This window comes from Pseudomonas sp. 2995-3 (assembly GCF_002742565.1).
Classification (GTDB): Bacteria; Pseudomonadota; Gammaproteobacteria; order Pseudomonadales; family Pseudomonadaceae; genus Aquipseudomonas; species Aquipseudomonas edaphica.
Window position 1 is genome coordinate 98130 of the sequence record NZ_LJSB01000054.1, and the last position, 21374, is coordinate 119503.

Consider the following 21374-nt stretch of genomic DNA (forward strand, 5'->3'; position numbering starts at 1 on the left):
TGTACCCTGCTTGAACGTATTCCCGATAAAGACAATAAAGAGGAATCACCATGCTGGACGTGCCCCTGTTGATCGGCGGCCAGTCGTGCCCCGCCCGTGACGGTCGAACCTTCGAACGTCGCAACCCAGTGACCGGTGAAGTGGTCTCGCGGGTGGCTGCGGCGACCCTGGAAGATGCCGACGCCGCGGTCGCCGCCGCCCACGCCGCGTTCCCCGCGTGGGCGGCGCTGGCGCCCAACGAACGCCGCACCCGCTTGCTCAACGCTGCCGAGCAATTGCAGGCGCGCAGCAGCGAATTCATCGCCGCCGCCGGCGAGACCGGCGCCATGGCGAACTGGTATGGCTTCAACGTGCGTCTGGCGGCCAATATGCTGCGCGAAGCGGCGTCGATGACCACCCAGATTACGGGGGAAGTGATCCCCTCCGATGTTCCCGGCAGTTTCGCCATGGCCTTGCGCCAGCCTTGCGGTGTGGTGCTGGGCATCGCGCCGTGGAACGCTCCGGTGATCCTCGCCACGCGCGCCATCGCCATGCCGCTGGCCTGCGGAAACACCGTGGTGCTCAAGGCCTCGGAGCTGAGCCCGGCAGTGCACCGCCTGATCGGCCAGGTATTGCAGGACGCCGGCCTGGGCGATGGCGTGGTCAACGTCATCAGCAATGCCCCGGCCGATGCCGCCGCGATTGTCGAGCGATTGATCGCCAACCCGGCCGTGCGGCGGGTCAACTTCACCGGCTCGACCCATGTCGGGCGGATTGTCGGCGAGCTCTCGGCGCGTCACCTCAAGCCGGCGTTGCTGGAGTTGGGTGGCAAGGCGCCGTTGCTGGTGCTCGACGATGCCGATCTTGACGCGGCTGTGGCGGCGGCGGCCTTTGGCGCCTATTTCAACCAGGGCCAGATTTGCATGTCCACCGAACGCCTGATTGTCGATGCCAGGGTCGCCGATGCGTTCACCGCCAAGCTGGCGGCCAAGGTCGCGACCCTGCGTGCGGGTGACCCTGCTGCGGCGGATTCGGTACTCGGTTCCCTGGTGGACGCCAGCGCCGGCACACGCATCAAGGCCCTGATCGACGATGCCCTGGCCAAGGGCGCGCGACTGGTGATAGGCGGCCAGCTCGAGGGCAGCATCCTGCAGCCGACCCTGATCGATGGCGTCACCGAACACATGCGCTTGTACCGCGAAGAGTCCTTTGGCCCGGTGGCCGTCCTGCTGCGCGGAGACGGTGATGAAGCCTTGTTGCGCCTGGCCAACGATTCCGAGTTCGGCCTGTCGGCGGCGATCTTCAGTCGCGACACCGGGCGCGCGCTGGCACTGGCGCAGCGGGTCGAGTCGGGTATTTGCCATATCAACGGCCCGACCGTGCATGACGAAGCGCAGATGCCGTTTGGTGGGGTCAAGTCCAGTGGGTACGGCAGCTTTGGTGGCAAGGCGTCCATTGAGCACTTCACGCAATTGCGCTGGGTGACCTTGCAGAACGGGCCACGGCATTACCCGATCTGAGCAGTTGCTGCGACATAACAATAACAAGGCGGCTGTGATCCGCCTTGCTGGAGGACATCCTTGTGAGTTCCGAATTCCGACCGCAACCCCAGCCCGCACCGCGATACCGCGAGGTCTCCATCGGCCACGCACCGGTGGCGGTCACTGAAGAACACGGCGTGTTGCACATGCGCTCCCTGGAGCCCCTGGCCGAGTTGCCGGCGCGCCTGCTCGATCGCCTGGTGCATTGGGCTCGGGTACGGCCCGAGCAGACGTTTATCGCGGCACGCCAGGCCGGTGGGGATTGGCGCCGTGTCAGCTACCGCGAGATGCTCGACAGCGTGCGCGCAATTGCCCAGGGCCTGCTCAGCTACGGGCTGTCGGCGCACAAGCCGCTGGCCTTGCTGTCCGGCAACGACATCGAGCATTTGCAGGTTGCCCTCGGCGCCATGTACGCCGGTATTCCGTACTGCCCGGTCTCGCCGGCGTACGCGTTGTTGTCCCAGGATTTCGCCAAGCTGCGGCATGTCTGTGACTTGCTGCAACCCGGGCTGGTGTTCGTCAGCGATGCGGCGGCCTACCAGCGTGCGATCGAGGCCGTATTGCCGGCCGAAACCCCGTTGATCTGCGTGCGTGGCCAAGTGCCCGGGCGTAGCCAGACAAGCTTCGCCAGCCTGTTGCACACGCCGGGGGGCGCTGAGGCCGAGCAGGCCTTCAATGCCACCGGTCCCGACAGCATTGCCAAGTTTCTCTTCACCTCGGGCTCGACCAAATTGCCCAAGGCCGTGATCACCACCCAGCGCATGCTCTGCGCCAACCAGCAGATGCTGCTGCAGACGTTTCCGGTGTTCGGTGAGGAGCCTCCGGTGCTGGTGGACTGGCTGCCGTGGAATCACACCTTTGGCGGCAGCCACAACGTCGGCATTGTGCTCTACAACGGTGGCACCTTTTATCTGGACGACGGCAAGCCCACGGTCCAGGGGTTTGCCCAGACCTTGCGCAACCTCAAGGAAATTTCGCCCACGGCTTACCTGACGGTCCCCAAGGGCTGGGAAGAGCTGGTCAACGCCCTGGAACAGGACGCCGAGTTGCGCGAGCGTTTTTTTGCGCGGATGAAACTGTTCTTCTTCGCCGCCGCCGGCCTGTCCCAAAGTATCTGGGATCGCCTCGATCGCGTAGCCGAACAGCACTGCGGTGAACGCATCCGCATGATGGCCGGGCTGGGCATGACCGAAGCCGCGCCGTCCTGCACCTTCACCACCGGGCCGTTGTCCATGGCCGGCTATATCGGTTTGCCCGCGCCGGGCTGCGAGGTGCGCCTGGTGCCGGTGGACGGCAAGTTCGAAGGGCGCTTTCGCGGGCCGCATATCATGCCGGGATACTGGCGGGCGCCCCAGCAAACCGCCGAAGTGTTCGACGAACAGGGGTTCTACTGTTCAGGAGACGCGATCAAGCTCGCCGATCCTCGGCAGCCGCAACTGGGCCTGATGTTCGATGGGCGAATTGCCGAGGATTTCAAGCTCTCTTCCGGGGTGTTTGTCAGCGTGGGTCCGTTGCGCAATCGCGCGGTGCTCGACGGCTCGCCCTATGTGCAGGACCTGGTGATTGCCGCGCCCGATCGCGAGTGCCTCGGAGCACTGGTGTTCCCCAGGCTCTACGAATGCCGTCGGCTGGCGGGCCTGGACGCCGCCGCCAGCGACGCCGACGTGCTGGCCAGCGCGCCGGTGCGCCAGTGGTTCGGCGACTGGTTGCAACGCCTCAATCGCGAGGCCACCGGCAATGCCAGTCGCCTGGAATGGATTGCCTTGCTCGACGAGCCGGCGTCCATCGACCGTGGGGAAATTACCGACAAAGGTTCGATCAACCAGCGCGCCGTGCTGCAATGGCGCGCGGCCAAGGTCGAGGCGTTGTATCGCGGCGAAGAGTCGACGATCCTGCGCGCCGAGCCGAAACCTTGAACGGGCAGTATTCGGCATTTGCCGATGTGGCGATTTTCGAGGCCGTGCGCACCCCCTGGATTGACCTGGGTGGAGCACTGTCTCAGGTCTCACCCATCGACCTGGGGATCAAGGTCGGCCGTGAGGTCATGGCCCGGGCGGGTATTGAACCGCAGGCAGTGGACAGCGTCCTGGCCGGCTCCATGGCCCAGGCCAGTTTCGATGCCTACTTGCTGCCACGGCATATCGGCTTGTACAGCGGGGTGGCGCAAGCGGTCCCGGCACTGGGGGTGCAGCGCATCTGCGCCACCGGTTTCGAACTGTTGCGCCAGGCTGCCGGGCAACTGCGGGACGGCGTGCAACTGGCCTTGTGTGTGGCCAGTGAATCCATGTCGCGCAACCCCATCGCGGCTTACACCCACAGGGGCGGGTTTCGTCTTGGCGGCGAGGTCCAGTTCAAGGATTTTCTGTGGGAGGCCTTGTACGACCCGGCTCCGGGCCTGGACATGATCGCCACGGCCGACAACCTGGCGCGCCGTTATGGCCTGGGCCGCGAGGCGGTGGACCGCTACGCCTGCGCCAGCCACCAGCGAGCGTTGCAGGCGCAGCGTGACGGCGCTTGGGTTGACGAGGTGGTGGCGGTCGATAACCAGCTATTCGAGCTTGAGGGATACCAGCCCAGAGGCATCAGCCTGGCGCGTCGGACCGCTGCCGTCAGCGAGGACAGCCACCCTCGGCCCACCGACCTTGCGAGCTTGAAACGCTTGCACGCCGTGCATCCCGGCGGCGTGCAAACCGCCGGCAACAGTTGTGCCGTGGTGGATGGCGCGGCGGCGGCGTTGGTGGGCCGCGCCTCGGCCTGCACGCGGCCGGCCCTGGCGCGGTTGCTGGCCAGCGCGGTGGTCGGCGTGGCCCCCGAGTTCATGGGCATCGGCCCGGCACCGGCGATTCGTCTGCTGCTGCAACGCAGCGGGTTGAATCTGGATGACATCGGCCGCTTCGAGATCAACGAAGCCCAGGCCGCCCAAGTGCTGGCGGTGGCCCATGAACTTGAGCTGGACAGCGCCCGCCTCAACGTCCAGGGCGGTTCGCTGGCACTGGGGCATCCACTGGCTGCCACTGGCCTGCGCCTGGTCATGTCCCTGGCCCGACAACTGCGTCAGCACAACCTGCGCTACGGGATTGCCGCGGCGTGTGTGGGCGGCGGGCAGGGCATGGCGCTGCTGATCGAGAACCCTGCTTTTCGCGCTTGAGTACGTGATTCTTTTTAGTCGATGAGGTGTCCCGATGTGGAGCTATGAGGCGCCCCTGCGCGATATGCAATTTGTCCTCGAACACTGGTTGCAGGCGCCCGACAGCTGGCGACGCAACCCGGCGTTCGAGGCCCTCGACCTGCCGCTGGCATTACAAGTATTGGAGGAGGCGGCACGCTTCAGCCAGGGCGTGCTGGCGCCGTTGAACAGCCACGGTGATCGCCAGGGCTGCCGCTGGCAGGCGGGCCAGGTCAGCACCCCGGACGGCTTCGTCGAGGCCTATCGTGCTTACGTCGAGGGTGGTTGGCCGGCGCTGGCGTGCGCCGAAGAGCAGGGCGGGCAGGGCCTGCCGCAACTGCTCGATGCGGCGCTGCAAGAGATGCTCTACGCCAGCAACCATGCCTGGGCCATGTACACCGGGATCGCCCACGGCGCCTACCTGTGTCTCAAGACTCACGCCGCCCCTTGGCTGCAGGCACGCTACTTGCCGGAGATTGTCAGTGGCCAGGCGTTGCCCACCATGTGCCTGACTGAGTCCCAGGCTGGCAGCGATGTCGGTTTGCTGCGCTGCCGCGCTGAACCCCAGGCGGATGGCAGCTATCGCTTGAGCGGCAGCAAGCTGTTTATCTCCGGCGGTGAGCATGACCTCACGGCCAATATTCTGCACCTGGTGCTGGCGCGCCTGCCCGATGCGCCGCCGGGCAGTCGCGGCATTTCACTGTTCCTGGTACCCAAGCAGCTGGACGATGGCCGGGCCAATGGTGTGCATTGCGACGGTATCGAACACAAGATGGGCATCAGGGGCAGCGCCACCTGCTCCCTGGTATTCAACGCCGCCCAAGGCTGGCTGATCGGTGATGCCAATCAGGGCCTGGCGGCGATGTTCGTGATGATGAATTCGGCGCGCCTGCATGTCGGCCTGCAAGGTCTGGGGCATGTCGAGGCGGCTTGGCAAAATGCCCGGCAGTACGCTGCCGAGCGTGTGCAGATGCGTGCACCGTCAAGGCCCGAAGACGTGGCGGCCCAGGCCGCTGACCCGATCCGTTATCACCCGGCCATGCGCCGCGTGTTGCTGGAGCTGCGCACCACCAGCGAGGGCATGCGCGCCATCGGCTATTGGGCGGCGCACCTGCTGGATCAAGCCGAGCATGGCCAGGATTCGTCGGCCGCCCGGTTGGCGCCTTTACTGACGCCCATCATCAAGGCGTTTTTCACCGAGCAGGGCTTTCGTCAGGCGAGCAATGCGCTGCAGGTATTCGGCGGTTACGGCTATGTCACCGAGTTCGCTATCGAGCAAACCCTGCGGGACAGCCGCATCGCGATGATCTACGAGGGCAGTAACGAGATCCAGGCCAATGACCTGTTGCTGCGCAAAGTGCTGGGGGATGAAGGTCGAGCCTTTGGCCTGCTGCTGGCCGAGTTGCGTGCCGAGGCCGGGCAGGGCGTGCAATATGTCGAGTGCGCAGGGTTCTCCCGCGCATTGGGCAGCCTGTGCGACGCGCTGGCCAGTGTGGTGAGCGCCGTGCATGAACGCGCGCAGGAAGACAGTGAATACCCCTATCGGGCCGCGCCGGATTTCCTCCAGCTCTGTGGCGTGGCGTTGCTGGCCTTTGCCTGGGCGCGGGCTGCGCGGGTCTCCAGGGCATTGCCCGAAGACGATCCATTGCGTGCCGCCAAGCTGCAAAGCGCCGGGTTCTTTTTCGATTACCTGCCGTCGCGGCTGGCGCAACACCTGGGTGCCATAGAGGGGGCGCGCGCCGCGCTGGCGTTCGTCTGACGGGATCGGATGCTTGCGGTACTATGGCAGGCCACGTTTTCTGGAAGTTGCTTGGATGAGTAAGCCCGGTCAATTGGTGCTGGTTGCACTGCGCAAGATGATTGCCAACGGGGAGTTGGTGGCGGGGGAGCGCCTGATGGAAACCCCTACGGCGCAACGCTTTGGTGTGTCGCGCATGCCGGTGCGCATGGCATTTCGTACCCTGGAGCAGGAAGGGCTGCTGGTGCCGTTTGGCGGGCGCGGCTATCAGGTGCGGTCGGTCAGCGCCAGCGACATTGCCGGCGCCGTCGAAGTGCGCGGTGTGCTGGAAGGCCTGGCTGCACGGCAAGCCGCCGAGCAGGGTCTTTCCGACGCGGCGCGTGCGGCGCTGGAGCGCTGCCTGGTGGAAGGCGACCAACTGTTCGAGAAAGGCTACGTGACCGAAGATGACCTCGAGGTTTACCACGATCTGAACATGCGCTTTCACCAGGTCATTGTGGAGGGCAGCCACAACCCCGCGATCACGGATGCGCTGGCACGCAATGATCACCTGCCCTTCGCATCGGTGACCGCGCTGGCGGTGGATCGTGAGGACATGGCTCGTGAATACCGACGCTTCAACTATGCCCACATGCAGCATCACTCGGTGTTCGATGCCCTGGTCAATCGCCAGGGCGCGCGCGCCGAAGCCATCATGCGCGAACACGCCAATGCGACATTGCGTTATGCCGAGATCTTCAGTTCAACCACCGCCGACGCGCGCATGAAGGTGATTTTGCCCGCGTCGTGACACGGTTCAGATGTCCAGCACCAGCAGTGGCGTTTTCGAGCGTGAGCAGCAGGGCGTGAACTGGTCATTCAGCGCCTGTTCCTGCTCGGTGAGGAACAGGTCGCGGTGCTCGGGGATGCCGTCCAGCACACGGGTCAGGCAGGTGCCACAGATCCCTTGTTCGCAGGACACGGCAATCTCGATGCCTTGGCTTTCCAGGACCTGGACCACGGTTTTGTCGGCGGGGATCGTGAAGACCTGGCCGCTGCTACCGAGCTTCACCGAAAAGCTCCCGTCGAGGCTGTTGTCCACTGGCGCCGCCGAGAAGTACTCGCGATGCAGGCAGTCCTCCTGCCAGCCCTGTGCCCGTGCGCTGTCGAGCACGTGTTGCATGAAGCCGCCGGGGCCGCAGACATACAAGTGCACATCGTCTGCGGGCGCAGCCAACACCTCGGCAGTCTTGAGGGCCGTGTGGGGCTGCTCATCGAAATGCAGGAACACGCGCTCGGCAAACGGTGACGCCTTGAGCCGCTGTACAAACGCAGCACGCTCACTGGCGCGAGCACAATAATGCAGGTCGAAGTCCGCACCTGCATGGGCCAGGCGCTCGGCCATGCACAGGATCGGGGTGATGCCGATGCCGCCGGCGAACAGCAGGCTGCGTCGCGCTTCATGGGCCAGGGGGAATAGATTGCGTGGTTCGCTGATCGTCAGGTGGGCGCCCTCGTGTACCTGCTCGTGCAAGCTGCGCGAGCCGCCGCGAGAAGCCGGGTCGTTGAGTACGCCGATCAGATAGCGATGACGCTCTTCGGGGTGATTGCACAGCGAATACTGGCGCACCAGCCCGTCCGGCAGATGCACGTCAATGTGCGCGCCGGCACTGAAGGCGGGCAGCGGCTGGCCATCGACCCTGGCCAGTTCATAGCTGCAAATGTCTTGGGCTTCGTTATTACGGGATACCACCACCACATCGATCATGTTCGGTCCTCGCAGTGTTGTCGCGCCGTTCAGGCGGTGGTGGTCGTGATCAGTTGTGGTTCGAGGGTGCGTTCCTTGGCGATCAGTCGCTCCAGGATTTTGCGCGACTGCACGCCGCCGGCATCGATATTCAACTTGAGCAGGTTGCGTTGCGGGTGGGCGAGCAGGTTCTGCTGCTGACGTTCGAGCATCTCCAGGTCTTCGCTGAAAATCTTCCCTTGGCCTTCGCGAATGCTGGCGGTCAGCGCCTCATCGTGAGGGTTGAAGTTGCGCGCCATGCCCCAGAAATACCAGATCGACGTCTCGGTTTGCGGGGTGATGAAGTCGACCACGATGCTTGCCGCCTTGTGTTCGGGCGCTGCGTGGTAGCCGCCCTTGCCGGCGTGGGCCACGCCGACTTCGATCAGCACATGGCTGGGCGGGGTGAAGCGACAGATCTGCCAGCGGTCCACCGGCACATCGTCGGCGAGGTTGTTGCCGCGCAGGGCCATGCGCCAGAACGGCGGAGCCATGATGTTTTCCATGTGCCGGGCGGTGACGACTTCGTCGCCTTCAACCGTGGTGACGGGAGGCGCTTCATCGATTTCCTTTTGGCCGATGCTGGAAGCGTGGACGTAGGTTTCGTGGGTCAGGTCCATCAGGTTGTCGATCATCAGGCGGTAATCGCACTGGATGTCAAACAGCCCGCCGCCGTACGCCCACTGGTCACTCACTGCCCACTCCAGGTGATGAATCAGCGCCGGGTCGGCAAGGGCCTGATCGCCGGGCCATACCCAGATAAAGCCATAGCGTTCAACCGCGGCAAAGGTCTTGTTGCACGGAAAACCACGCACCCGCTGCCCGGGCATTTCGACGGTCTTACCGTCGGCCCCCATGACCAGGCCGTGATAGCCACACACCAGGTTGCCATTTTCGACATAACCCAGTGAAAGCGGTGCGCCGCGATGGGGGCAGAAGTCTTCGACGGCTACGACGCTGCCTTGCGAGCCACGATAAAACACCATTTTTTCACCGCAGATCTGCCGACCCAGGGGTTTTTGGGCGATTTCATCGGGTGTGCAGGCGACGTACCAAGTGTTTTTGGGGTACATGGCGACTCTCTGGCTGGTTAATTATTTTTGTTTAATGGATCCATTAGATTTCCAGAGCTGCTATGAGTCAATATATATGGCAGTGATTTTGAGGTTATTATGGGCGATTATCGACCAATGGATTCTTATTGGATCCATTGAGTGGGCGGCGTTTGGTGCGCTGATGGCAAAGAAAGGCCTGCCAAAAAATACCCTGTCTAGATCAGCGGGCGTAGCCAAGCCCTTCACCGGACATCCGCTACTTTTTTGCGCAGAAATGGGAAGTTGCTGCGTCATTTGGTAGCAAATCGCTTTACCCGCTTTGCGCAATTTCCCCCACCCGAACGGAAGACTTCATTTAAATCAATGACTAATGTTCTGCGGCAAATGTTGGCACGCGTTATGCCTTTTTGTATTCGTGGATAATTGGATACAAAAATACAAAGAGGCCGCCAATGCAATTTGCTCCCGCTCACGTTGACCGCCAGCCCCTCACTGCCGAGGAGGAGGCCTACAACTTCCTGCTCGACGCCATCTGCGGCGGTCGTTTCCGCAAGGGCGATCGTCTGATCGCCGAGGATATCGCCGGCGAGATCGGCATGAGCCGCATGCCGGTGCGTGAGGCATTCCGCCGCCTGGACGCCCAAGGCCTGGTGACGCTGCGGCCCAATCGCGGTGCCATCGTCAGCGGCCTGGATATCGCGGAGCTGCACGAGGTGTTCGAGATGCGCAGCGCACTGGAAGGCCTGGCGGTGCGCGTCGCGGTCAGCCGTATCGGTGAGCGCCAGATGGCGGCTCTGGAGCGGCTGCTGGACGAGATGGATGACTACCGCGACGAGAGCGCCGCGTGGGTCCGTTGCCACCGTGCCTTTCACGAATACCTGTGCGGGCTCAGCGGCCGGCCACGCTTGCTCAAGCAGATTTCGGCGTTGTATTCGCTGGTGGAAGCGCCCATGCGCTTGTGGCTGCAGCACAGCGAAAAACCCCTCAGCGCACGCCAGGAACACGCGGTAATCCTCGACGCGATTCGCGCCGGTGACGCCGCCGGTGCCGAAGCTGTGGTACGCGAACACATCGAAAGCACCGTGCCGCTGCTGATTCAATTTCTGCAATTGGAAAAATAAAAGAGGCGGGTTCCAACCCGCCCATGTTTAGACGTTGATTCCTGCCCCGTTATTTAACGAAGTGGAGTGTCTGGTCATGCATAAACAACACCGCGCCTTGCTGGTGGCTGTCACCCTGGGTCTCTGTACACAATGGGCCAGCGCCGCAGTCCAGGTGCCTGAGCGCCTGAAGAGCGTCGACAAACTCACCTATTGCTCGGGGATGGATTCACCGCCCCTGGTGTCCTTCGACGAATCTCAGAAACCGCGTGGGCTCACCGTCGACCTGGGCCTGGAAATCGCCAAGCGCCTGGGCAATAAAACCGTGCAATGGCGGGTCATTCCGTTTTCCGGCCTGGTGCCGGCGCTGCTTGCCCAGCAGTGCGACATGATCGTCGACCAACTGTTCGACAAACCCGAGCGGCGCCAGGTGATCGACATCGTCAACTACATGTACTCCAGCCAGTCGGTGGTGGTGCCCAAGGGCAACCCCAAAGGCATCAAGACCCTGGATGACCTGTCGACGCGCAAGGTGGCGGTGCTCAACGGCTCTACCATCAAGACCCTGCTCGACACCCAGAACGAGAGCCTCGCCAAGGCCGGCAAGCCACCGATGAAACTGGTGGTCTACAACACTGACACCGATGCGTTCCAGGCGCTGCGCATCAGCCAGGTTGACGCCTATGGCACCACCGTGGAAACCGCCGGTTACTACGCGGCGATGGCCCCGGAGCTGTTTCAGGAAGGGGTGCCTGCGTTCAGCCGCATCCTCACCGGCCTGGGCATGCGCAAGGACGACCCGCAACTGACCGCCGCCGTGCAGCAGATCATCAGCGACATGCGCAGCGACGGCAGCTATGTGCAATTGCTCAACAAATGGCATGTCAGCAGCGACACACTTGACTGAGGTTCTACCACGATGAATTTCAATTGGGATGTGTTCTGGCAATACCTGCTGCAGCCCAGTGGGGTCTACCTCACCGGGCTGTGGCTGACGTGCCTGATCAGCGTGCTGGCGATGCTGCTCGGCTGTGCGCTGGGCCTGGCGGCGGCGCTGTTGCGCCTGTCGAAGAACCCGCTGCTGCACTTGCCGGTACGCCTTTACGTGTGGCTGATGCGCGGCACGCCGCTGCTGGTGCAGATCGTGTTTTTGTACACCGCACTGGCAGCGGGCGGGATCTTCCGCTTCGAGGACATCGAGCTGTTCGGGCTGATCATCCCCGGCAATATCCAGGCGGCGATCATCGCCCTGGGCCTGAATGAAGGCGCGTACATGGCCGAAATCATCCGCGCCGGCATTGGCGCGGTGGACAAGGGCCAGTACGAAGCCGGGCGTTCCCTGGGCATGGGGTTCGGCAAGCTGATGCGGCGCATCGTGCTGCCCCAGGCGTTTCGAGTGATCGTGCCGCCGCTGGGCAATGAGTTCAATGTGATGCTCAAGAACACCACCCTGGTGAGTGTGATCGGCGTGCAGGAGTTGTTGCTCAGCACGCAGATGGTGACCTCGGCGACGTTTCGCGTATTCGAGTTGTACCTGGTCGTCGCGATTTACTTCCTGACCCTGACCACGTTGTGGGGCTTTTTCCAGCGCTGGCTCGAACACCGTTTCGGCCAGTCCGATCGACCTTCGGCGCCACCTCCGGCCGCCAGCCGCATGTTCGGTCGCAGCACCCTTAAACTGCTGAGGGGACGTTAACCATGGCGCACCAAAGTGAAGAGCTGATCATTGACGCACAGGATATCCAGAAGTCGTTCGGCGAGTTGCAGATCCTCAAGGGCATCTCCCTGCAAGTGCGGCGTGGCGAAGTGGTGGTGCTGATCGGCGCCTCCGGCTCCGGCAAGACCACCTTTATCCGCTGCATCAACCTGCTGGAAGACATCCAGGGCGGGCGCATTCGCGTCAACGGCCGCGCCATGGGCTATCGCGAACGCGCCGATGGCAGCCTGGTGCGCGATTCGGAGCGCAACATCGCCCGTCAGCGCCGCGACATCGGCATGGTGTTCCAGCGCTTCAACCTGTTCCCGCACATGACCGCATTGGAAAACATTATCGAAGCGCCGATCCAGGTGCTCGGCGTACCGCGTGCCCAGGCGCTGGAACAGGCTCGGGGCTTGCTGGCACGTGTCGGCCTGGCGGACAAGGCCAGCCACTATCCGTCGATGCTCTCCGGTGGTCAGCAGCAACGGGTGGCGATTGCCCGTGCGCTGGCGATGAAACCCCAGGCGATGCTGTTCGACGAACCCACCAGCGCCCTCGACCCGGAAACCGTCGGCGAAGTGCTGCAGGTGATGAAGGAGTTGGCCGAGGAGGGCATGACTATGGTGGTGGTCACCCACGAAATGGGCTTTGCCCGTGAAGTGGCCGACCGCGTGGTGGTGCTCGACCAGGGCGAGCTGATCGAACAAGGGCCGCCGGAGCAGATTTTCAGCCGTCCCAGCCATCCGCGTACCCGGGCGTTTCTCAGCCGCGTGTTATGACCTTTTTTTGAAGAGCCTTTGCCATGTTGAAATTCTCCGCTCATGAATACCCCTACCCGTCGCAACGCCAGAGCGTATTTGCCCGTCGCGGCATGGTTGCGGCGTCCCAGCCGCTGGCGGCCCAGGCCGGCATCGAAATCATGCAAAAGGGCGGCAATGCCATTGATGCCGCCATCGCCACCGCCGCTGCGCTGACCGTTGTAGAACCTACCGGGTGTGGCCTGGGCGGCGATGCCTTTGCGCTGGTGTGGTGCAAGGGCCAGTTGCATGGCCTGAACGGCAACGGCCATGCGCCGGCCGCCTTGAGTATCGAGGCGGTCAAGGCGGCAGGGCATCAACAGATGCCGCTGTACGGCTGGACCTCGGTGACGGTGCCCGGTTGCCCGTCGGCGTGGGCCGAGTTGTCCAAACGCTTCGGTAAATTGCCGTTTGCTGATTTGCTGCAGCCGGCCATCAGCCTGGCGCGCGACGGTTTCCCGTTGTCGCCGGTGGTCGCCCATCAATGGCAGATCTCCTTGAACGAATTCAGCCCGCACCGCGATGACGTACTGCAAGCCTGGTTCGACACCTTCCTCATCGATGGGCGCGCGCCCCGGGCCGGCGAGATTTTCCGCAACCCGGCCCAGGCCCGTACCCTGGAAGAACTCGCCGCCACCGGCTGCGAAAGCCTGTATCGCGGCGCTCTGGCCGAGCGCCTGGATGCGCATTCGCGCGCCAGCGGTGGTTACCTGCGCGCCAGCGACCTCAAGGATTACCGCGCGCAGTGGGTGGAGCCGATCCACATCAATTACCGGGGCGTGGATGTTTGGGAAATCCCGCCGAGCGGCCAGGGCCTGGTTGCACTGATGGCGCTGAAGATCCTCGAAGGCTTCAACTTCGATCACCGCGACAGCCAGCAAACCTGGCATCGCCAGCTGGAAGCCATGAAGCTGGCCTACAGCGACGGCCTGCATTACATCACCGACCCAGCGCACATGCGCGTGGCGGTGGCCGACTTGCTGAGTGACGACTACAGCACCCGTCGCCGTGGCGAGATCGGCGAGCAGGCGCAGCCGCCCAAACCCGGCACCCCCCATGCCAGCGGCACGGTGTACCTGGCGACCGCCGACGCCGAAGGCAATATGGTTTCGTTCATCCAGAGCAACTACCACGGCTTCGGCTCCGGCGTGGTGCTGCCCGACAGCGGCATCGCCTTGCAGAACCGCGGGCAGGAATTCAGCCTCGATGAGTCCCATGCCAATTGCCTGGCACCGGGCAAGAAAACCTTCCACACCATCATCCCGGGTTTTCTCAGCAAGGACGGCCAGGCCCTTGGCCCGTTCGGCGTGATGGGCGGCTACATGCAGCCCCAGGGCCATGTGCAGATGGTGATGAACCTGGTGGACTTCGGCCTCAACCCCCAGGCGGCCCTCGACGCACCGCGCTGGCAATGGCTGGGCGACATGAAGGTCGGCATCGAACACGGCGCGTCCCGCGACCTGGTCAATGCGCTGGCGCGGCGTGGGCACAAGGTGCAGACCGACAGCGACCTGACCGACTATGGGCGTGGGCAGATCATCCTGCGTGACCCCGCCACCGGCGTGTTGTGCGGGGGCACTGAGCCAAGGGCGGACTCACATATCGCGGTTTGGTGAGCGGCTACACAAGCGCTGAGCCAGACGGATAGTAACGAAGGGGTTGATGAGTTGTTCGATCTTCGCTGCGGCGGGTTGGTGCTCGTTGGAGTAAGGATTGAACCTCACAACTCAGGCCTCTGTTCCATCTGCTATCTGATTCTGGACACCCTTACTCGTGCAACCCGTCCTAAAGAGCCAGCGTCCATGACCGAGAGGAGGACCTTTATTACCTCGCTGGTAAATACCATGGCATTGTCAATTTCTCTGATAATAATCGTCTTTTTTCAATTAGATAAAAGCGCCTAAATTCCACCTCCACAACGTCGGCATGTCCATGCAAGGGAGCCCGGAGGGTGGAAATTGCTTGGTCGAGAACAAGACTCTTTGAGTCTGGATGCACCCTATATGTTCTTAAACCCTATCTTGGCAGGAGGTTCCATGGCCCCTCGAAATGTACTGATCACTGGCGCAGCAGGTGGTGTTGGTCGCGCGTTGGTTGAGCGTTTTTTAAATGAAGACTTCAGGGTTTTCGCGACAGATCTGGACGCGAAAAAGCTCGCAGACTTACGGGTTAAATATCAGGTATCAGGCATTTTTTGCGGTGATATCCGCCAACCCGCCGTGTGTGCTGCGGCCGTTAATGCAGCCGTTATGGCGATGGGCCGACTGGATGTATTGATCAACGCCGCAGGAGTATGGCGCGAAGGTCCGGTTGAAGATTTTACCGAAGAGGATTTCGACCTCGTTCTGGACGTAAACCTAAAGGCTACGTTCTTCATGTGTTCAGCCGCTATTCCCCATCTGAAATTATCAGAGGGTTCCATCCTGAATATTTCAAGCGATGCCGGCCGGCAAGGCAATCGAAACGCCGCAGCTTATTGCGCAAGCAAGGGCGGCGTGACCCTGCTGACAAAAACCCTGGCATTGGACCTGGCACCCTTTGGCGTGCGCTGCAACGCTATTTCCCCAGGTGATATCGAAACCCCAATGCTCAAATTTCAAGCCACTCAATATGGGCAGGGAGACCCTCAGGCCTACTATCAGGATCTGTTGGACAAGTACCCCCAAGGTGCCCGAGCCCGATTTATCCAGCCGGAAGAAGTTGCCGAGCTGGCGTTTTTCCTGTCCCAACCCGGTGCGCGATCCATCACTGGCGCGGACATGGCGATTGATTGCGGCGTCTCCGCTGGAAACTAACAGTGGCCCATTGATGCCGATATTTGACAAGAGGTAATGATCATGTCGAAAGGTGGAGTTAGTGAGTCGACGGTGGAATTGATCTACTTTCCTGCGCTTTGAAACGATCCCAAACCCTGCGTGGATTGCTGCTTCGACAACCAAGTTCATTAATGAGATCGTCTGTAAGGTCTTTCGGGTGAAAGATGAGGAACCAAGAGAAAACTCCGAGATTGAGCAAAAATATGCCACTCATGCTTATCGCTTTAGACAAAAAGCAATACCTGGAGTCTTGAAAGGCTTTCTATTCATGTTTTGTCTTTTTTTATTAGAGGGGATGGAACTGTCGGCCCCTGGATCACCTAGCGCTGCTTTTTAAGCGTTACGCATAGAAAATGGCTAAACTTCACCCTGGCATAAATTCTTGCGAAGGCGCCATAGGGCGCCTTCATTACATTATTTTTTAGATCAGGTAAGTTTATAGTTAGAGAATCTGGATCAGTTGTCGAAAATACATCCTTTGGTTTGGAGTGACTTTATCACCCATGCACGACTATTATTTTCAATAGCAATATCGCGAAGCTGTTGAGTTTCCGTAGCGTGTTTTGCGCTTGCCTTTTCCAATATCGATTCAGCATCCTCGTAAGGAATGGCTAGGAATCCATCGTCATCTCCAACCACAAGGTCCCCTGGATGAATAACCATTCCGTTAATTGATATAGGAACGTTCACCTCTCCAGGGCCATCTTTGTAAAGGCCTCGATGGGTGACGCCTGCTGCGAAAACCGGGAAGTCACCGTTTCGAATATAGGCGGAGTCTCGTATCGCGCCGTTGATCACAAAACCTTCCAAGCCTTTTTTAACGGCATAGGAGATCATCAACTCACCTGTTAGGGCATTGGTTAGATCACCGCCGCCGTCGACTACGATTACATCACCAGGCTCGGCGATGTCCAAAGCATAGTGGAGCATCAGGTTGTCACCTGGCCGGCATTTCACCGTAAGAGCTATTCCGCTCATCACTCGTCCACTATGCAACGGACGTAGGTCGACGGTAAGCGTCCGGCGAACTCACCTTCCGAACTCCAGCATTAAGGGCGATGGTATCCGCGTATTTTGGTGGACACCATCGCCTCAAGCGACGGTGTCAGGAAGGTGTGTTGCCCGGTCGGTTACGCTGGTGCTGGGCTTCTGAGCATAAGATCAAAGTCAAACCATCAATGATGGATTAGAACAGGTTGCTTGCAAACGATTTTGGCATGACGGTTTTATCCGACATGGTTTATCGAGCATGGCAAATTTGGCGTCGACCGTTGAAGCGCGACGACCGGAGTGGCAGGCATCAGGTGATTACATTAGGTAGGCCATAAATCGTACTCAGCAAGCAAAGCGCGTAGTTTAGTTTCGAATTCGATACCTTTCTTGATGCCAGCGTTGCCTGTGAGGGCTTCTAGCACTCTGGGCTGCTAGGCTCATGATTCAGGACAAAACCTCTATTTAAAAGTAAATGATCTACTGAAGTTACGACGCTCCACGATTGGCGATTTCACGAGCAGCAATGATTACTAGCAACAGGCCACCAGCTATCCCAAGCGTCACAGGCGCCCCCAACTGAGCAGCAATCAGTCCCGCGAACAGTCCACCAATAGCCTCAAAGCCGAAGCGCAACGCGATGTAGAACGCTATAACTCGTCCGCGAAGCGCGCTTGGAGCTCCACTTTGTAGCTGCATATTACTGCTCACATTAGTGATGGTGATCCCAAACCCAAGCACCGCTAAACAACTTAATGCCAGCAGTAGATGGGTAGGTATGGCCAGCCCAAGCAAACCAAAGGCGCACAACACAGCTCCAGCCAATATAAAACGCTGCAAACTCGATGCTGAACCACTTACAGCTAGAACCAAAGTTGCCAAGAAGGCGCCGGCACCTGCTGCGCCCCACAGCCACCCAAGCGTTCGAGCATCCCCCTCATAAACTGTCTTAGCGAGGACGGGCAGCAACGCGGTGTAACATGACGCGAGGAGATTGATAATTGCAACGCTGACCATCAAGCGACGGACTTCAAGCGTTGTCCAGAGATAACGCAACCCTTCGCGGAACACTTCACCTGTTGTGCCACCGGCTTTAGGGCTCGGAGTGGCGCGCACTTTCATTAGCCCTACCAACAGGCACAGAAACGCTAGAGCGGTCAGTAGAAAACAGCCCGCTTCACCTGCTAAAGCAATCAAGAGACCGGCCAAAGGGGGGCCAACAAAGCGAGCTGCATTAATTAGCATTGCGTTAAGAACGAGTGCGTTGGGTAGGTCTGCAGGATCCGGAACGAAGCTTCCGATCAACGCCTGACGAAGCGGGGTTTCCACGGCATTAAGCAATCCAAGTAGTAAGGCCATCAGAGCAATGGTCAAGGCGCTCATCAACTGCGCATAGGCGAGGATCGCAAGTGCCACGGACTGCAGAGCGAGGACACTCTGAACGATAATTAACAGGCGTCGCTTGTCGTGTCTATCCGTCCAGGCGCCCGCCAAAGGGCCAATCAGAAGCTGTGGCGCCAATGTAAGAAAGGTAATGGTGCCGAGTAACACCGTCGACCCTGTCAAGTGGTAGGTCAACCAAGACAAAGCGACTTGTTGAACCCACTTCCCCAGAGTGGAAACGGCTTGTCCTGCAAAATAAATCTGAAAATTACGATGTGCCAACGCCCTCACAGATGAGGGCCACTTACTATGTTGCGTCTTCGTGGTCGGGTCAGGCAAGTAATTGCTCCTGCTTAATCAAGTAGCTGCGCTTACCCGACCCATCCGTTTCAACGGGCCATTTCGGCAGCAAGCAACCTTCTTTCTTCAGCGATTCCAACACCCAAGAACGGTCATTGGTGCCTTGAGCGATTTGCTCCATCTGCTTGTTCTCGGCAGCATGTTTTGCAGCTGCGCGATCATATACCTCAGCGACTTGATCAAATGGCACGCACAGCAGACCGTCATCATCGCCAATAATCAGATCACCTGGCTCGATCACCATACCATCGATTGCAATCGGTACGTTGATCTCACCCGGGCCATCTTTGTAAGGGCAGCGATGTGAAATGCCTGCCGCGAACAATGGAAAATCGTCTTCACCTTTAGCCTTTGCCTGCCCGATAGATTTTGAACGGGCATTACGCTCTCCCTGCAATTGCTCCATGCGGGTCTGCACCGTGTTCTGCGCTCTTCCAGTGATGCGATGCGCGGGACACGTCCAGGCTGAAACCACGGGAACCGGTCTTGCCCTACCAACGGCAGCGCTCGGTTAGCAGCTTCGACGAATGGCTCTAAATTTTTCAACCGATCGCTTGTTTTCCAACCCCCAGTTGAAGTTATTATGCGTAACCCCTGTAGATACAGCGTATCGTACAGCGTTACAATCATAAGAACTGGAGATGGCAATGCGGAAATTCGGCTGGTATTCCGAGCTTGGCCGGAAGGAGAAGCGCACCTACTGGGCATGCTTTGGTGGCCTCGCACTCGATTCGATGGACTCAACGATCTTTGCTTTAGTGATGCCGGTACTCATCACCGTGTTAGGCATCACCAAAGGTGAAGCCGGCATTCTGGGCTCCGTTGCGTTGGTCGGCAGCGCTATAGGCGGCTGGGGAGCAGGATTACTTGCCGACCGTTACGGTCGCGTGCGGATGATGCAGATAACTATTGTGTGGGTAGCTGCTGCGACTCTCATGGCAGGTGCGTGCTCAGAGTTTTGGGAGTTCTTTATTGCTCGTGCGCTTCAGGGTATCGGTTACGGCGGTGAGGCTGCTGTGGGTGCCGTGCTTATCAGCGAAACCATTGCCCCAAGGTTACGCGGTCGCGTTGCTGCTTCAGTGCAGAGCGGTTACGCCCTAGGCTACGCAATGTCCACTTTGGCCATGCCTTTAATCTTCGCATTCGCCCCCGAGCATATTGCTTGGCGCTTGTTCTTCGCGATCGGTGTGTTACCGGCTTTGTTTGTATGGTTTATCCGCAGACTCGTCGTTGAGTCTGACGTTTTCAATGCTAACCAGGAGCTGGCAAAAAAAACGAACAAACGCTCAGACTTCAGAGCAATATTTCGCGGCCCACACCTACGAGTCACGATAATAGGAACGTTGCTAGCCAGCGGAATACTTGGTGGCGCTTATGTCCTCATAACTTGGCTACCAACTTATTTACGTATGGTTCTTGGTCTCCCAATCACATCAACTGCAGGCTATTTGGCGGTAAACATTTTTGGTTCTTTAGTTGGCCCCGTCGTCTACGGAATTCTGAGTGATCGCATTGGTCGCGGTCGAACTTTCATGGTTTTCCTAGCATTGCAAACCGTGAACGTAGCGGTGTATTTGTTCGCCGCTATTAACCCTAGCCTGACGCTGGTAATGGGGTTCGCGTTAGGCCTTTGCCAAGCGGCCCTAGCCTCAGGCCTTACTCCCTCGTTCGCGGAACTCTATCCCACCGCAATACGTGCAAGTGGCGCTGGATTTTGTACCAGTTTCGGGCGTGGTATCGGCTCTATCGTACCCGCCGCGGTGGGACTCCTTTCCACGTCAATACCGTTGGGTACCGCAATGGGCATCTGTGCAATCACTTCTTACGGGATTGGCTTTCTCGCAGCGATCATGCTGCCCAATGCAACGGGGGTCGACATGAGTGCTGCAGATCAGAGCGCAGCAATTATCAACCCTAGAGCCGCGACCGACGAAACCAGTGCGCACTAACCCCAATGTAATTAACAACTGCAGCCAGTCGAGGCCAGTATGATCATAGATATCCATGCCCACTACACAAAGGCCCCACCAGAGCTTGATGCCTATCGTGGTCAGCAGATTACGCGCCTCAATCGTCCAACAAAGGGCTTGTTGGTCATTAGCGATGATCAGATCAGAGAGTCACTCACCGGTAATATTCGCCAAATGCAAGAACGAGGCATTGATCGGCTAATGTTCTCCCCACGCGCTTCCGGGATGGGCCATGATTTCGGCAATGAACTCGTCAGTCGTTACTGGACGGAAGTCAATAACGACTTGATTGGTCGTGTTTGCAACCTGTTCCCGCAGCACTTTTCCCCCGTCTGCCAGCTCCCTCAAACGCCGGGTATCAGCCCTGTCAATTGCCTGGAAGAGCTTGAGCGTTGCGTTAAAGAACTAGGTTTCGTAGGTTGCAACATCAATCCGGATGTATCCGGCAGTGTCGAGCCTTTCACTCCTGGATTAGGGAGTGAGTGGTGGTATCCCCTTTGGGAGAAGATGGTGGAGCTTGACGTCCCAGGTATGGTTCACGCCAGTTCAACCCTCAACCCAGCTTTGGACGTAAACGGTTGTCATTATGTCAACATGGACACGGCTGCGGTCGTGGAGCTATGCCGATCTAGAGTATTCGAAGATTTCCCAACGCTTAAGTTGATCATCCCTCATGGCGGTGGTTCTGTGCCCTATCAATACAGCAGGCATCGTGCTCTCAATCAAGGCTGGGGCGCCCCTCCCTTCGAGGAGCAGATTCGCAAGTTGTATTTTGACATGGCCATCTATGACCAAGATTCAATGGAAATGCTCATCCGTCGAGTAGGTGCAGACCGAGTGCTATTTTCCAGCGAGATGTTCGGAACAGCCAAGTGCTGCAACAGCCACACCGGACGACCGTTTGACGACACCCTCGAGCTCGTTAGGGGAATCGAAAGCTTGAGCGAGGCAGACCTGGCGATGATTTTGGGGGGGAATGCACAACGGGTCTTCAGCAAGGTACAAAATTGGTGAG

General features: G+C 59.6%; 16 protein-coding genes and 4 pseudogenes. 13 read left to right on the forward strand and 7 right to left on the reverse strand.

What is annotated here, in order from left to right; genetic code table 11:
* The first annotated feature begins 50 nt into the window (after nucleotides 1-50).
* From AOA62_RS02270 to AOA62_RS02290, 5 genes are all read left to right on the forward strand, one after another.
* A complete protein-coding gene (locus AOA62_RS02270) occupies nucleotides 51-1499 on the forward strand; it encodes an aldehyde dehydrogenase (RefSeq protein WP_099547708.1) in 1449 nt (482 codons plus the stop codon).
* A gap of 62 nt (nucleotides 1500-1561) precedes the next feature.
* Entirely contained in the window at nucleotides 1562-3436 is a 1875-nt protein-coding gene (locus AOA62_RS02275; RefSeq protein ID WP_099547709.1) for a feruloyl-CoA synthase, read from the forward strand.
* Nucleotides 3433-4668: a thiolase family protein gene (locus tag AOA62_RS02280; protein ID WP_099547710.1), complete on the forward strand. Its 1236-nt coding sequence runs from the start codon at nucleotides 3433-3435 to the stop codon at nucleotides 4666-4668. The genes AOA62_RS02275 and AOA62_RS02280 overlap by 4 nt, the downstream gene beginning before the upstream one ends.
* A gap of 34 nt (nucleotides 4669-4702) precedes the next feature.
* Nucleotides 4703-6445: an acyl-CoA dehydrogenase gene (locus tag AOA62_RS02285; protein ID WP_099547711.1), complete on the forward strand. Its 1743-nt coding sequence runs from the start codon at nucleotides 4703-4705 to the stop codon at nucleotides 6443-6445.
* Between the two features lie 55 nt (nucleotides 6446-6500).
* Complete coding sequence (locus AOA62_RS02290; RefSeq protein ID WP_017134659.1) at nucleotides 6501-7214, forward strand: GntR family transcriptional regulator; 714 nt, start codon at nucleotides 6501-6503, stop codon at nucleotides 7212-7214.
* 6 nt (nucleotides 7215-7220) lie between these two features.
* On the opposite strand, the gene AOA62_RS02295 is transcribed toward AOA62_RS02290, so the two are convergent.
* Together AOA62_RS02295 and AOA62_RS02300 are read right to left on the reverse strand one after the other, a co-directional pair.
* Complete coding sequence (locus tag AOA62_RS02295; RefSeq protein WP_058420702.1) at nucleotides 7221-8171, reverse strand: PDR/VanB family oxidoreductase; 951 nt, start codon at nucleotides 8169-8171, stop codon at nucleotides 7221-7223.
* Between the two features lie 29 nt (nucleotides 8172-8200).
* Nucleotides 8201-9262, reverse strand: a complete 1062-nt coding sequence (locus tag AOA62_RS02300; RefSeq protein ID WP_099547712.1) for an aromatic ring-hydroxylating dioxygenase subunit alpha — start codon at nucleotides 9260-9262, stop codon at nucleotides 8201-8203.
* 434 nt (nucleotides 9263-9696) lie between these two features.
* On the opposite strand from AOA62_RS02300, the gene AOA62_RS02305 reads away from it, so the two are divergent.
* The 6 genes from AOA62_RS02305 to AOA62_RS02330 all read left to right on the forward strand — a co-directional run bounded on the left by AOA62_RS02305 (nucleotide 9697) and on the right by AOA62_RS02330 (nucleotide 15635).
* Entirely contained in the window at nucleotides 9697-10365 is a 669-nt protein-coding gene (locus AOA62_RS02305) for a GntR family transcriptional regulator (RefSeq protein WP_099547713.1), read from the forward strand.
* A 76-nt stretch (nucleotides 10366-10441) separates the two neighbouring features.
* On the forward strand, nucleotides 10442-11251 hold the full coding sequence (locus tag AOA62_RS02310) for an ABC transporter substrate-binding protein (protein ID WP_099547714.1): 810 nt from the start codon (nucleotides 10442-10444) through the stop codon (nucleotides 11249-11251).
* A gap of 12 nt (nucleotides 11252-11263) precedes the next feature.
* Nucleotides 11264-12040: an amino acid ABC transporter permease gene (locus AOA62_RS02315; protein WP_056857994.1), complete on the forward strand. Its 777-nt coding sequence runs from the start codon at nucleotides 11264-11266 to the stop codon at nucleotides 12038-12040.
* 2 nt (nucleotides 12041-12042) lie between these two features.
* On the forward strand, nucleotides 12043-12822 hold the full coding sequence (locus tag AOA62_RS02320) for an amino acid ABC transporter ATP-binding protein (protein ID WP_065888097.1): 780 nt from the start codon (nucleotides 12043-12045) through the stop codon (nucleotides 12820-12822).
* 23 nt (nucleotides 12823-12845) lie between these two features.
* Nucleotides 12846-14456, forward strand: coding sequence for a gamma-glutamyltransferase family protein (locus tag AOA62_RS02325; RefSeq protein WP_099547715.1), 1611 nt, complete (start codon nucleotides 12846-12848; stop codon nucleotides 14454-14456).
* 420 nt (nucleotides 14457-14876) lie between these two features.
* Nucleotides 14877-15635, forward strand: a complete 759-nt coding sequence (locus AOA62_RS02330; protein WP_017136800.1) for an SDR family NAD(P)-dependent oxidoreductase — start codon at nucleotides 14877-14879, stop codon at nucleotides 15633-15635.
* 477 nt (nucleotides 15636-16112) lie between these two features.
* On the opposite strand, the pseudogene AOA62_RS02335 reads toward AOA62_RS02330, so the two are convergent.
* The 5 genes and pseudogenes from AOA62_RS02335 to AOA62_RS32415 form a co-directional block, all read right to left on the reverse strand.
* A pseudogene (locus AOA62_RS02335) lies at nucleotides 16113-16661 on the reverse strand (RraA family protein); the annotation flags it as partial.
* A gap of 326 nt (nucleotides 16662-16987) precedes the next feature.
* Nucleotides 16988-17071 (reverse strand): annotated as a pseudogene (locus AOA62_RS32410) (transcriptional regulator); the annotation flags it as partial.
* A gap of 64 nt (nucleotides 17072-17135) precedes the next feature.
* Nucleotides 17136-18320, reverse strand: coding sequence for an MFS transporter (locus tag AOA62_RS02345; RefSeq protein WP_032865561.1), 1185 nt, complete (start codon nucleotides 18318-18320; stop codon nucleotides 17136-17138).
* Nucleotides 18321-18432: 112 nt separating this feature from the next.
* Nucleotides 18433-18723: pseudogene (locus AOA62_RS02350) on the reverse strand (hypothetical protein); the annotation flags it as partial.
* Nucleotides 18706-18868: pseudogene (locus tag AOA62_RS32415) on the reverse strand (serine--tRNA ligase); the annotation flags it as partial. The pseudogenes AOA62_RS02350 and AOA62_RS32415, both read right to left, overlap by 18 nt.
* 168 nt (nucleotides 18869-19036) lie before the next feature.
* On the opposite strand from AOA62_RS32415, the gene AOA62_RS02355 reads away from it, so the two are divergent.
* Together AOA62_RS02355 and AOA62_RS02360 are read left to right on the forward strand one after the other, a co-directional pair.
* The gene (locus AOA62_RS02355) at nucleotides 19037-20338 is read left to right on the forward strand and encodes an MFS transporter (protein ID WP_017136628.1); all 1302 of its coding nucleotides are present in this window, start codon (nucleotides 19037-19039) and stop codon (nucleotides 20336-20338) included.
* Nucleotides 20339-20377: 39 nt separating this feature from the next.
* On the forward strand, nucleotides 20378-21373 hold the full coding sequence (locus tag AOA62_RS02360) for an amidohydrolase family protein (RefSeq protein ID WP_017136627.1): 996 nt from the start codon (nucleotides 20378-20380) through the stop codon (nucleotides 21371-21373).
* Nucleotide 21374: the final 1 nt, after the last annotated feature.